Origin of the sequence: Runella limosa DSM 17973 (assembly GCF_000482465.1) — a bacterium.
In the GTDB taxonomy this organism is placed as follows: Bacteria; Bacteroidota; Bacteroidia; order Cytophagales; family Spirosomataceae; genus Runella; species Runella limosa.
Genome location: NZ_AXVJ01000076.1, coordinates 1 through 12,711 on the forward strand (window position 1 = coordinate 1; position 12,711 = coordinate 12,711).

Below are 12,711 nucleotides of genomic sequence, written 5' to 3' on the forward strand. Positions count from 1 at the left end.
GTCCAACAATATTTTCGAGATAAACAAGTCAAACAAGAATTCACAAAACCTGCAACACCCCAACAAGATGCGCACATCGAAGCCTACCATTCCATCATGGAAAGCTCTGTATGTCAGAGGTTTGAATTTGACGATTTGAAGCAAGCTCGAGAAACATTGGAGGAATTTAGAAGTTTTTATAATTTCGAGAGAATACATGGAGGAATCAACTTTCAAAGCCCTTACAAGTATTTGCTCAAACATAACATTGACATGAAAAATTTAACTCAAAATAAGACAAAAATCTGTGCTTGAAGTCTCTAACTTTCTATCATTTACGTGTCCAATAATTAGCGGTTAGCACAGTCTAACTCGATACAAAACAAAACTTTCCAAGTTTGAAAAGGGAAGTATAAAAACTTGGTAAGTCTAACTTGGTCCAAAACAAGACTTTCCAAGTTTGGGAGTTATTCTTCTCCGCGGCCGCGTTTGAGGTCGCGTTCTTTGATGGTGTCGCGCTTGTCGTAGAGCTTTTTCCCTTTCGCTAGGGCAATCTCCATTTTGCAAAGACCATTTTCGTTGATGAAAAGTCGCGTCGGAATAATCGTCAAGCCTTGGTCTTTGAGTTTCGCGGCCAGTTTTTTAAGCTCTCTTTTTTGTAATAATAACTTACGGTCGCGAACGGGGTTATGGTTGGCGTAGGTTCCTTTTTCGTACGGCGAAATGTGCAAATGATGCACGTAAAGTTCATTGTCCAAAAAAATACAATACGCGTCGGTAAGGTTGGCTTTGCCGTCGCGGATGGATTTAATTTCGGTACCTGTCAGCACAATCCCAGCGGTATGGGTTTCGAGGAAAAAATACTCGAACGACGCGCGGCGATTGCTTATATCTATGGTTCTGCTCATTTTCTAAGGCTAAAATCTTTTCAATAATTTCGAACGAAAAGGCTGCGAAGTTAACAATTTCCTTTGGTTAAACCTTGCCGAAAGCCCGTTCGTCGCTAATTCTGAACAAATCACCGATTCCTGTGCTATCTTTGATACCCATACAAATTCATCCATTTTAAAATCTAACTTTTATGAAAAAAATCTCCGTATTGCTAGGGGTTTTGCTTAGTACGTTGGCCTTTGCCCAACCTAAGCCCAAGCCCGCGATGGGATGGAAAGACGTGCTGAATTGGAAAGCGATTCCTTCCTTTGGCGGTACTCAACTTTCTCCCGACGGCCAATGGTACGCGTATGTACTGGCTACCTACGAAAGCGACGCTGAGTTAATCATCCAAAAAACGTCGGATACGACCAAATACGTATATCCGATTGGTACACCTTCTTTTCCGCAGATGAGTTTCTCGGACAACAGCAAATGGATAGCTTTTAAGGTTTTTGCCAAAAATAAAGACAAAAAAGCCGCCGCTAAACCAGGCGGAAAACCGATTCCCGACAAAGTGTTTTTGTTAGAACTAGCGTCCAATAAAAAGACAGAGTTTGACCGCGTAAGAAGTTTTGCCTTCAACGGGGAAAAAGCCTCACATCTAGCACTTTTGCTCACCGCCGCTGGCGGAGGAGGAGGAGCGCCTGCGCCTGGAGGTGGTGGTTCAGATGCTGCCAAAGGGTCAGATTTGTTGCTTTACGATTTGAGTTCTAGTAAAACCCAAAACGTAGGAAACGTGGCCGAAATGGCGTTTGATAAAGCGGGGAATTGGTTAGCAATGGCCATCGACGCCAACGAAAAAGCAGGAAATGGGGTGCAGTTGCGAAACATGACTACTGGTGTGACGCTGACGATGGACAATGACAAAGCGCGTTACCAGTCGTTGAACTGGACTGAAAAAGGCGATGGCTTGGCGTTGTTGAAAAGCGTTAAAGACGAAAAGTACAAAAATGACCGCGTGGGCGTATTGGGAATTAAGAATTTTGGAACGATGCCCGAACTCGTTACCTACGACCCCAAAAGTGATAGTCTTGGTTTTCCCAAAGGAATGACCGTGAGCCCTAACCGCACGCCCTATTGGTCGGAGGATTTGGGTCGTTTATTTTTCGGAATCCATAAATTAGAGTTGGTTAAAAAAGAGGACAAAAAGCCCGCGACTGCTGCGAAGGACACGACCAAAAAAGTATCCGACGCGGAAAAATTGGCCAAAATCAAGGCCGATACGACCCTCAAGACTTTGGACGATTTGCAAAAAGCACTAGCGAAAGTTAAATCAGATTCGACAAAATCGGTGGCAAGTGCCGAAAAGAAAGACGATACCGAAAAGCCTGAAGTGACGATTTGGAACTGGCAAGATAAGCGCCTCCAGTCGCGGCAACAGATTCAGGAAACGCAGGATAAAAACCAGAATTACCTGTCGATGTACGATGTTGCAGGTAAAAAATTTGTACAGCTTGCGGATAGTGTGGTGAAAAACGTAAACATTGCTCCTAAGCAACTATACGGCCTTGGTACTGATAACAGTGAGTACGAGCTAGAAAGTAGCTTGGATGGCCGCAACTACGTGGATTTGTACGTTACCGAACTCAAAACGGGTAAGCGTGAAAAAGTAAGAACGAAGCACTATTTGCCTAATTTTTGGTCAGGTGCGCAGACCTCTCCCGACGGTACAAAGTTTATCTATTGGGAAGGGACAAACTATTGGGTGTACGATATGACTACGAAAGCGAGTCGTAATTTGACCGAAAAAGTACCTACTTCGTTTGTCGATGTGGACGATGACCACAGCCAACAAACGCCGCCTCAAAGCGCGATAGGTTGGGCGAGCGATAGCAAATCGGTGTTGCTGTCGGACGGATGGGATATTTGGCAAGTTCCTACCGACGAAAAAGATGCCAAAGGCAAAGCGTTGGTAGCGGTTAATTTGACCCAAAACGGTAAAAAAGACAAGATTCGCTACGACCAACGTTACCAACTCGATCCCGAAGAAAAAGGAATTGATTTGAAAAAGCCGTTGTACTTACATACGTACGGTGAGTGGACGAAAAAAAGCGGTCTAGCCCGTTTGGACATTGGGAAAACCATCACGGTGAAGCCTTTGCTATGGCAAGATGCGGCTGTTGGTAGTTTGTCCAAAGCCAAAAAAGCCGATGCATTTGTGTTTGCCAAAGAAACATTTACCCAGCCGCGTCAGTACTTTTTGACAACGAGTGCCGACCTTAGTTCGGAGAAACAATTGACCAAAAACGCTCCTTTGATTGATAAATTTGCGTGGTCAACGGGCACCCGCTTGGTCGATTACGTTAGCGATAAAGGAGAGACCTTGCAAGGGGCGTTGTTTTTACCAGCAGGTTATGAGTCGGGTAAAAAATATCCTACGATTGTGTATTACTACGAAAAGCTATCGCAAACACTCCATAATTTCGCCAATCCAGGATACTCGGGTACGGGTTGGAGCCCGTCGATTTATACGTCAAATGGGTATGCCGTATTTATTCCAGATATTGTTTACAAACTTAATGACCCAGGTATGTCGGCGGTTTGGTGCGTATTGCCAGCCGTAAAAGCGGCGCTCAAAACGGGTGTTATTGACGAAGCTAAAATAGGGATCCACGGACACTCATGGGGCGGGTATCAAACAAGTTTCTTGATTACGCAAACCAATATGTTTAAAGCGGCTGCCGCAGGTGCACCGCTGACCGACATGGTTTCGATGTATAACTTGATTTATAAAAACTCGGGTACGAGCAACGGACAGATTTTTGAAGGGTCGCAGGGACGCTTAGTAGCTCCGTGGGAAAACTGGGAGGCGTACAATCGCAACTCGCCCATTTACAACGTCAAAAAAGTACAGACTCCGCTCTTGATGTTGCATAACGACGCCGACGGTGCCGTTGATTTTACCCAAGGAGTAGAGTACTACACGGCGCTACGTCGCTTGAAGAAGCCAGTGGTCATGGTGCAGTACAAAGGCGAAAATCACGGATTGGCCAAACAACCTAACCGTAAAGATTACTCGTTACGGATGATGGAGTTTTTTGACCATTTCTTGAAAGGAAAACCTGCGCCAGAATGGTGGTCGAAAGGCGTACCACGTTTAGATATTGACAAACATATTGAAGGACGTGTGTTTGAAAACTAAGTAGTAGGAGAGGCTGTCCCAAAAGTCTTTGTTGCCAAATTTTCTTTAGTTTTAACCTCATCCCAACCCTTCTCCTTTCTGGAGAAGGGCTTTTAAAGTCCCCCTCTACTGAAAGGAGAGGGGGATTTAGGGGGTGAGGTTGAATAGGTGCCGAAGATAATTTGGTGACAAAAATTTTTGAGACAGCCTCCCTATTTTATTTTTTGGCTTCCCGAAAGCGCACGTACAAATGCTCGTCGATGAAGGTATTTTCTTTGTAGATAGATTTTTTCAAGATAGCTTCCAGCTCAAACCCTGCTTTTTCAAGTACTTTCATGGAGGCAGGATTATGGCTCATTACCCCCGCGTAAAGTCGGTGAATATCAAACGTTCGGAAGGCATACTCAACTACTTCGCTGATGGCTGCTGTAATGATTCCTTTGCCCCAAAACGGCTCCCCAAGCCAATAGCCAATTTCGGCGTTTTTACAGAAAATATCTTTTTGTAAAACAATTCCCACGCAACCCACTGCCTCACCGTCAACTTCAATGGCGAAGACAGAAGGGATTTTCTCCGATTCACACATACTAATCCAATGGAGAGCGTCCTCAAGGGTGTAAGGATGAGGAAAGGCATCACGTACGTTGCGCCAAATGTGGTAGTTGTTGGCATAGCGAACGAGTGAGAGTTCATCGCCTTTTTGCCAGCGACGTAAATGATACGAATTATCCATATTAGCCAGTAAAATCAAGTTCTTTCAATAACGAAGAAAGCTCTTGAGAGGTTATATTTTCTTTTTCTGACTTATCATAAATAGTGAGTAAGAAGAGCTGCTCGTCTATAATTTTTACGCAAGTAATCACTCTTGCCCCACCACTTTTACCCTGGTTTTTGGTAGAAATGGCAAGCCTGATTTTGTAGCAATTTTGGCCCAGTGGTGTTCCTTGTGTAGGATTTTTCTGGAGAAGCTCTAGTAGCTTGACAAGATCAGATCCTAGTGAACCATATTTCTTCGCCAATTTTTTAAAATCACGGTTGAAAGTTTTGCCAACTATGATTTTAATAAATAGCCTTCTTGTTTAAGTTCTTTCAAGAAATTATCCGCAGTTTGAAGCTCAATTTTGCCTTCACGGTATAATTTTACTTCTTCTACTGCTTCTTTTAGACTTGTTAGTACTTCTTTTTTAGTAAAAACAGGGGCTTCGGACTTTTGCTTGGCTTCCAGCAAATTGAGCGCTTTTTGGTATTTTTCCCATTCTTTAATGGGGATAATGACGGCTTTTTTATGCCCCTTCTTGTCAGTTATGTATTGAAGAGATGCCATGAGATTCTTTTTTACAAATCTACAAAACAAAAACTTCAATCGCTATTGCGGCACATTCATCTGTTCATATTGCCATTAGTCCCAAAAGTGGTACATCGAATGGGCTTTTTTTTATTTTCGCACAAACCTTAAAACCTAAAATCCGTTTTCCATGCAGCTAACAATTACTAACCTTTCCAAAACGTACTCCAATGGCGTACAAGCCTTGAAAGATGTTTCATTGACGATTCCACAGGGAATGTTTGGTCTGTTGGGACCCAATGGGGCTGGGAAAAGTTCGTTGATGCGCACCATCGCTACCTTACAAGAAGCCGATAGTGGCAGTATTACGCTCGACGACCTTGATGTCCTTCACCAAAAAGATGACGTACGCAAAATTTTAGGCTATTTACCGCAGGAGTTTGGCGTGTATCCGCGCGTGAGCGCCGAAACAATGCTCGACCATATCGCCGATTTAAAGGGCATTGCTAGTCGCGGTGAGCGAAAAGACATTGTAACGGCTCTGTTGCAAAAAGTGAATTTATACGAAGCCCGTAAGAAAAATTTGGGCACGTACTCGGGAGGGATGAAGCAGCGGTTTGGTATTGCACAGGCGCTCATTGGGAATCCTAAACTCATCATTGTCGATGAACCTACGGCGGGACTTGACCCTGCCGAGCGCAACCGTTTTCACAACTTGCTTTCCGAAATTGGAGAGAATACGATTGTGATTCTTTCAACGCACATTGTGGAAGATGTTACCAACCTTTGTTCTCACATGGCCATTATCTGTTTGGGGGAAGTGGTCGCCAAAGGAAACCCGAACGAATTGGTGAAAAGCCTTGAAGGAAAAGTGTTTAAGAAGAGTATTGAAAAACATGAGCTGAACGACTATCGCGAAAATTACCAAGTGATTTCTACTTCGCTGAAAATGGGTAAAACCCAAATTAGGGTTGTTGCTGACGAATCATTGGAAGGGTTTGAAGTTGCTACCCCCGACTTGGAGGATGTTTATTTCTCAGAAATTACAGTTCGACAAGGACTTGCCGTGTGATTTGTCATTCCGAATTTTTTGTCATTGTAAACTCAGCTAAATGTATGTTTTCTAAAATACTCTCTTTTGAATTAAAATACCGCTTCAAACGACCCGCTACTTGGGGGTATTGGGCGGTGATGTTTTTGTTTTCATTGGTGCTGGCGCTGTTTGGTTCGGTGAGCATTAGCGGAGGTTCGTCCGAAAAAGTATTCATCAACGGCCCCGCGATTGCGGGCGTTTTTATTGCGGTGATGAGCGTATTTGGTATCATGCTTGCGACGGCCGTGATGGGCGTGCCCGTCTATCGCGACATTGAACACAAAACCCAAAATTACTATTTCAGCTATCCCATTTCAGAAAAAGGCTACCTCATGGGGCGCTTCATGGGGTCGTTCCTGACGCTGTTGTTTATTGGGTCGGGGATGATTGTGGGTCACTTGTTTGGCTGTGTGATTGGTAAAACCTTCGAGGTCGGAGATAACGTCGAACGCATTGGTCCCTACAATTTACTCAATTATTTGTGGCCTTATTTGGTGGTTGGCGTTCCTAATTTATTCTTCGCGGGAAGCCTCTTTTTTAGCCTCGTAGCCTTGACAAAACGCGTGTTTGTTACCTACGCAGGTGGGGTAGTACTGTTGGTGACCTACTTGGTAGCTTCTTCGCTGATGACGGATTTGGACAATAAAAGTTTGGCGGCTATTCTCGACCCTTTTGCGCTGGGAGCGCTGGACGACTTGACGCGCTACTGGACAGTGTCCGAACAAAACACGCGCTTTTTTCCGTTGGAAGGTAATTTCCTTTGGAACCGTTTATTGTGGACGGGAGTAGGGTTGCTACCGTTGCTGTATTTGTTGTTCCGTTTTGATTTTCAGCGGTTTATTGCGCCAAAAGCCCAAAAGCTTAAAAAATCGAAAACTGATAAAACGGTCGTGCCTCGCGCGTTGGCCGATTTGCCAGTAGCAGCCAAAGCCTACACTACGAGCCGCTACATTCGCCAGATGGTGAGCATGGCCAACGTTGAATTTAGAAACATTATCCGTGATCCATTCTTTATTGCCATTTTGTTGGCAGCGGCGTTGTTTTTGTTTTTAGACAACCAGTATGCGGGAATGATGTACGGAACCGACTCATTGCCAACGACCTATTTGATGCTGGAGTCGAAAGACAGTACATTTTATTTTGTGGTAATTATCCTCATTATTTTCATTACGGGCGAAGTCGTTCACCGCGACCGAACTGTTAATTTTCACCTCATCGGTGATGCTTTGCCGTTGCCCAACTGGTTGGTGTATGGCTCCAAGTTTTTGGCCATGATTGGGGTGATGCTGTTCATTCCTGTCGTGGGGATTTTGTGCGGCGTTATCTGGCAGACCATCAAAGGATACTTCGATTACAACTTGGCGCTGTACTTGCAAGGCTACGTAGTGCCTATTTTGCAGTGGACGTTCCTGACCATGATTACGTTTTTGATTCATACCTTGGTCAATAACAAAATGACGGGGCACGTGGTCAACATTGCTTTTTGGGCGGTGTTGTACGGCACGCGGGCTTTTTCGGAGTATAAATACATGTTACTGTACTTCAACGCCGTCCCTACTTCGACTTATTCAGACATGAACGGGTTTGGTTTTACCGAAAATACGATGTGGTATTTGTTGTGCTGGGGCGGATTGGCGGCAGTCTTTCTGGTGATTGGCAACCTGTTTTGGTCGCGCGGTACCGAAACCAACTTCAAAAATCGTTGGCGGTTGGCCATGCAGCGTTTTACTCCCGCCACGGGAGCGTTGCTTTCAGCATTTACCTTGGTTTGGTTGGGTTCGGCGGGCTTTATTTATTACAACCAAAGTGTGTTAAACAAGTACCGCACGGCCGAGGAAGGCCGCAAGCGGAGTGCAGAGTACGAAGAAAAATACCGCAAATTGTACCTTAAACCTCAACCTAAGATAACGTCGGTGAAGGTAGAGGTAGATTTGTTTCCTAAAAAACGAATGATAGATGCTCGTGGTCGATTTGTGATAAAAAATAAGCACAATCATCCGCTGGATTCGTTGATTTTGAACGTGGGAGGCGGTTTCCCTCATTACCGAATGAGCCTAAAAATCGACGGAGTGGAGCCTAAAAAATTGTTGAACGATACAATTCAACGTTTTTATATTTACCAATTGCCTAAAAAGCTGATGCCCAACGACTCGGCGGTGCTTGAAATCGTTTCGCACGGTGAATTTAGAGGTTTTCGCAATGGGGGAGAAGAGCAGTTTACGATTACGGACAACGGTACTTTTGTGAACCAAGGCGATTTGTTCCCGAGCATTGGATACAGTCAGCAAGCCGAGCTTTCGTCGGAGCGGTATCGGAAAAAATACAAACTTCCGATTCGGGAGTTTGACATGCCTAAACGTACCGATTCTACGGGGCTAAAGAATTTCTTGTTTACCCAAGAAGGCGACTGGATTACGTTTGAAGGCACGGTCAGTACCGAATCCGACCAAATCGCGATTATGCCTGGGTATTTGCAAAAAGAATGGACGCAGAACGGTCGGAAGTACTTCCATTACCAGCAAAACGAGTTCATGGATTTGTTTTTCAACGTAGCATCGGCGCGTTATGCCGTTCACCGCGAAACGGTTAAAAACTCGGATGGACAGGATATTAAAGTAGAAATTTTCCACCATCCTACGCATAATAAAAACATTGGCCACTTTATGAACGGCCTCAAAGATGCGTTGCGGTATTGCTCGTCCAATTTCCGTCCGTACCAGTTCCGCCAAATGCGTATTCTGGAGTTTCCGCGTTATCAGACCTTTGCGCAGTCGTTTCCGAATACGATTATGTACTCCGAAAACTTTGGCTTCTTGGCCGATTTTTCGGATCCTAACAAAACCGATTATGCCTATTACGTGACGGCGCACGAAGTGGCGCACCAGTGGTGGGGACACCAAGTGATGCCGAGCTTTACGCGGGGAGCCAACAACATCGCGGAGGCATTGGCGGAGTACAGTTCGCACATGGTTCTGCACCACGCCTACGGCCCCGATGTGATGCAAGAGCGCCTCAAGTACGCCCTCGACCAGTATTTGCGCGGGCGTGGCACGGAAAACAAAGGCGAACAGCCGCTCATGGACAACGAAAATGGGGCGTACATTTGGTACGGAAAAGGGACGTTGACGTTTTATGCCTTGCAAGACATGGTGGGCGAAAAACGACTCAATACGTGGTTGAAAGACTACGCTGAACGCACGGCTTTTCGTCAGCAAGCTCCTTTTACGACAACCGACGAATGGTACAACAGTATTTACTCCCAAACTCCCGACTCGTTGAAGTATTTTGTGGAGGACTGCATCAAAAAAATTACGTTGTACGAAAACAAGGTGACGGGCGTAGAAGCGACGCCGTTGAAGGGCGACCAGTACAAAATAAAACTGACGGTAGAAACCAAGAAGTTGTATTTTGATAAAACAGGTAAAGAAATTGCCCAAGGTAAAGTTGCCAATTATGTGGACATTGGGGTGTTTACGGAGGAAACCAAAAACAAACTCGGCATGAAACAGAAAGTGCCGTTGTACCTCAAAAAGCACAAGCTCGCCCCAGGCAAACACACGATTGAGTTGGTGGTAAAAGGCAAGCCCGTCAAAGGCGGCATCGACCCTTATAACAAACTCATCGACCGTATTTCCGACGATAATGTGATGAAGGCGGAGGTGCTGTAGAAACTTCCCCCTCCCGAAAGTTTTAGACTTTCGGGAGGGTTTTAAGGGTATTTTTAGGCTAAAAAATCTGGGGGTAGAAAAAGGTAAACAATGACCTGACTCACTCTTTCTACTAAGATTCAGCTCCTCTGGAGCAATAAATAGTCGCGCTATATTTTAATGAGTTTAACCTGTTACTAGGTAATTCTGGACTATCTCTCCCTTTTTTGTAAGTTGCAACAAAAACAGATTAAACACATCAAAACATGCTTAAACTTGGATTTGTGAGTGCCATTTTGGCCGATTTTGGGTACGAACACGTGATAGATTTTGCTGCCAATCATGGCTTTTCGTGTGTAGAAATGATGTGCTGGCCCTCTGATAATGCCGACGCGCGCCGCTATGCGGGGGTGACGCACATCAACGCCGAGCGGGTGCTGACCGACAGCGCCTACGCCCAAAACTTAGTGTATTATGCCAAAGAAAAGGGGATAACGATTTCGGGATTGGGCTATTATCCTAACCCAATGGACCCCGACGCTGAAAAAGCGGTGTTCTATCGCGAACACATCAAAACGCTCATCAAGGCTGCCGCAAAGCTAGGATTGCAGAATGTTAATACGTTTATCGGTCGCGACCCGTCAAAAAACGTGACCGAAAACCTCAAGCTGTTTGGCGAAGTATGGCCCGAAATTGTGAAAGTAGCCGAAGAGCATAATGTCAAAATAGGGATTGAAAATTGCCCCATGTTTTTTACCAACGACGAATGGCCTGGGGGAAAAAATTTAGCTACGACGCCTGCCATTTGGGACCGCATGTTTGAAATCATCCCTAGCCCGATTTTGGGACTCAACTACGACCCGTCGCACATGATTTGGCAAATGATGGACGAGGCCAAGCCGATTTACGATTACAAAGACCGCTTACATCATATTCACCTCAAAGACGCCAAAGTCTATAAAGACAAACTCGACCGCGTGGGTATCATGGCCAATCCGCTCGAATACCATAGCCCCAAACTCCCTGGGCTAGGCGACGTCAACTGGCGGAAGTTTTTTGCCGCCCTCACCGACGTGCGCTACCGTGGGCCTGTCTGCATCGAGGTAGAAGACAAGGCGTATGAAGGAAGCATCGAAGATGTGAAGTCCGCGATTTTGACCAGCCGAAACTATTTGCGACAGTTTTTGGGTTGATATAGTCAAATCTTTGAGGTAGCTCGTGAGTAAGAGGTACCTCAAAGGTTTTTAAAATAAACCGATAATGGTTTAACAACCACTCCATGAATCGCAACCTACAAGATGGGCTTAATTTTTTCTCTAAACTCACCCGCAAGCGGGTTTGGAACGCCCTAAAAGTTATTTATAGTTTCTACGAATCGAAGGCAACGGGAAAAGCACTGCATCGTGGCCTGCCGATGAGTATCTCGTTTGAGCCGACTACTTCCTGCAATTTACGCTGTCCTGAATGCCCTAGTGGTTTGCGGTCGTTTACGCGACCTACGGGGATGCTGGAGGGGGATTTGTTCAAACGCACCATCGACGAGCTTTCGGAAACCTTGTTGTACCTGATATTCTATTTTCAGGGGGAGCCTTATTTGCACCCTAAGTTTTTGGAGTTAGTAAAATATGCTTCTCAAAAAGGAATTTACACCGCTACTTCCACCAACGCGCATTATTTGACCGATGCTGCTGCTCGCCGCACGGTAGAAAGCGGCCTCGACCGTTTGATTGTGTCCATCGACGGTACAACGCAGGAAGTGTATCAACAGTACCGAGTAGGAGGGAAGCTTGAAAAAGTGTTGGAAGGTACGCGCACTATTTTGAAATGGAAAAAGCAACTTAAGTCCTCTACTCCACACGTTGTTTTTCAATTTTTGGTGGTACGTCCCAACGAGCACCAAATCGAAGATGCCAAGCGCTTGGCCAAGGAAATTGGTGTGGATGAAATTGGTTTTAAAACGGCTCAAATTTACGACTACGAGCACGGAGACCCGCTTATTCCGACGCTAGATAAGTATTCTCGCTATGCCGAAAACAACGACGGCACGTACCGAATCAAAAATAGCCTAGATGGTCACTGCTGGAAAATGTGGCATTCGTGCGTCATTACGTGGGATGGAAAAGTGGTGCCTTGCTGCTTCGACAAAGATGCCCATTACCGCCTTGGCGACGTGTCTGAAACTTCTTTTCAAACCCTTTGGCAAAGCAAAGCCTACACCGATTTTCGCCAAGCCCTGATTCGCTCCCGCTCTGAAATTGAAATGTGTAAAAATTGCACCGAAGGAACGCAAGTGTGGGCGTAAAGGCAAGTAGGCTTCCCTTTATAGGCTTAACTTGTTGATATACAGTTTATTTGCAAATAAATTAACCCCGAAAAAGAACCAAAATTGGCAATTTTCGGGGTTTTTGTGTATTTTGTTTTTACCACAAAACTGAAATACAGGTGCAAGATACACTTTTCGACGTTAATTCTGCAAACTCTTCCCAATTGTACATTTTCAAGAATTGTACTGATTTAGGAGCTATTTATCAAACTATTGATTGGGCATCTTTAGTTGAACTGCTTCCTGAAAAAAAAACGATGGTTGGTGCTCCTTCTTGGCTTCCTAAACAGGGCTATTTTGGCTTAATGTTCCTTAAGCATTATCTAAAAC

At 45.0% G+C, this 12,711-nt stretch carries 10 protein-coding genes and 1 pseudogene; 7 read left to right on the forward strand and 4 right to left on the reverse strand.

The genetic code is table 11. The features are described from left to right. Nucleotides 1–294 (forward strand): integrase core domain-containing protein (locus K339_RS33125; RefSeq protein ID WP_028523186.1); only part of this gene is annotated, 294 nt, incomplete at its 5' end. Between the two features lie 152 nt (nucleotides 295–446). On the opposite strand, the gene smpB is transcribed toward K339_RS33125, so the two are convergent. Then, entirely contained in the window at nucleotides 447–887 is a 441-nt protein-coding gene (gene smpB, locus K339_RS0109325; protein ID WP_028523359.1) for an SsrA-binding protein SmpB, read from the reverse strand. 173 nt (nucleotides 888–1,060) lie between these two features. On the opposite strand from smpB, the gene K339_RS0109330 reads away from it, so the two are divergent. Next, nucleotides 1,061–4,054, forward strand: coding sequence for an alpha/beta hydrolase family protein (locus K339_RS0109330; RefSeq protein WP_028523360.1), 2,994 nt, complete (start codon nucleotides 1,061–1,063; stop codon nucleotides 4,052–4,054). 196 nt (nucleotides 4,055–4,250) lie between these two features. Here K339_RS0109330 and K339_RS0109335 read toward each other — a convergent pair whose 3' ends face one another. The 3 genes from K339_RS0109335 to K339_RS0109345 are packed head-to-tail and all read right to left on the reverse strand — an operon-like array spanning nucleotide 4,251 to nucleotide 5,357. Then, on the reverse strand, nucleotides 4,251–4,766 hold the full coding sequence (locus K339_RS0109335) for a GNAT family N-acetyltransferase (protein ID WP_028523361.1): 516 nt from the start codon (nucleotides 4,764–4,766) through the stop codon (nucleotides 4,251–4,253). A 1-nt stretch (nucleotide 4,767) separates the two neighbouring features. Beyond that, nucleotides 4,768–5,097, reverse strand: a complete 330-nt coding sequence (locus K339_RS0109340) for a type II toxin-antitoxin system RelE/ParE family toxin (protein WP_028523362.1) — start codon at nucleotides 5,095–5,097, stop codon at nucleotides 4,768–4,770. Next, complete coding sequence (locus K339_RS0109345) at nucleotides 5,085–5,357, reverse strand: hypothetical protein (protein WP_028523363.1); 273 nt, start codon at nucleotides 5,355–5,357, stop codon at nucleotides 5,085–5,087. Before K339_RS0109345 ends, K339_RS0109340 begins: the two co-directional genes overlap by 13 nt. Before the next feature lie 151 nt (nucleotides 5,358–5,508). On the opposite strand from K339_RS0109345, the gene K339_RS0109350 reads away from it, so the two are divergent. The 5 genes and pseudogenes from K339_RS0109350 to K339_RS37705 all read left to right on the forward strand — a co-directional run. After that, on the forward strand, nucleotides 5,509–6,390 hold the full coding sequence (locus K339_RS0109350; protein ID WP_028523364.1) for an ABC transporter ATP-binding protein: 882 nt from the start codon (nucleotides 5,509–5,511) through the stop codon (nucleotides 6,388–6,390). 44 nt (nucleotides 6,391–6,434) lie between these two features. Next, on the forward strand, nucleotides 6,435–10,079 hold the full coding sequence (locus K339_RS0109355) for an ABC transporter permease/M1 family aminopeptidase (protein WP_028523365.1): 3,645 nt from the start codon (nucleotides 6,435–6,437) through the stop codon (nucleotides 10,077–10,079). 245 nt (nucleotides 10,080–10,324) lie between these two features. Continuing rightward, the gene (locus K339_RS0109360) at nucleotides 10,325–11,251 is read left to right on the forward strand and encodes a sugar phosphate isomerase/epimerase family protein (protein WP_028523366.1); all 927 of its coding nucleotides are present in this window, start codon (nucleotides 10,325–10,327) and stop codon (nucleotides 11,249–11,251) included. Nucleotides 11,252–11,337: 86 nt separating this feature from the next. Further along, on the forward strand, nucleotides 11,338–12,360 hold the full coding sequence (locus K339_RS0109365; RefSeq protein ID WP_028523367.1) for a radical SAM/SPASM domain-containing protein: 1,023 nt from the start codon (nucleotides 11,338–11,340) through the stop codon (nucleotides 12,358–12,360). 140 nt (nucleotides 12,361–12,500) lie between these two features. Beyond that, a pseudogene (locus K339_RS37705) lies at nucleotides 12,501–12,711 on the forward strand (DDE transposase); the annotation flags it as partial.

What these genes read in the sequence shown, in the direction of transcription:
- K339_RS0109365 (WP_028523367.1), top strand. Translation starts at nt 11,338, where the DNA reads ATGAATCGCAACCTACAAGATGGGCTTAATTTTTTCTCTAAACTCACC.
- K339_RS0109355 (WP_028523365.1), top strand. Translation starts at nt 6,435, where the DNA reads ATGTTTTCTAAAATACTCTCTTTTGAATTAAAATACCGCTTCAAACGA.
- K339_RS0109360 (WP_028523366.1), top strand. Translation starts at nt 10,325, where the DNA reads ATGCTTAAACTTGGATTTGTGAGTGCCATTTTGGCCGATTTTGGGTAC.
- K339_RS0109345 (WP_028523363.1), bottom strand. Translation starts at nt 5,357, where the DNA reads ATGGCATCTCTTCAATACATAACTGACAAGAAGGGGCATAAAAAAGCC.
- K339_RS0109350 (WP_028523364.1), top strand. Translation starts at nt 5,509, where the DNA reads ATGCAGCTAACAATTACTAACCTTTCCAAAACGTACTCCAATGGCGTA.
- K339_RS0109330 (WP_028523360.1), top strand. Translation starts at nt 1,061, where the DNA reads ATGAAAAAAATCTCCGTATTGCTAGGGGTTTTGCTTAGTACGTTGGCC.
- smpB (WP_028523359.1), bottom strand. Translation starts at nt 887, where the DNA reads ATGAGCAGAACCATAGATATAAGCAATCGCCGCGCGTCGTTCGAGTAT.
- K339_RS0109335 (WP_028523361.1), bottom strand. Translation starts at nt 4,766, where the DNA reads ATGGATAATTCGTATCATTTACGTCGCTGGCAAAAAGGCGATGAACTC.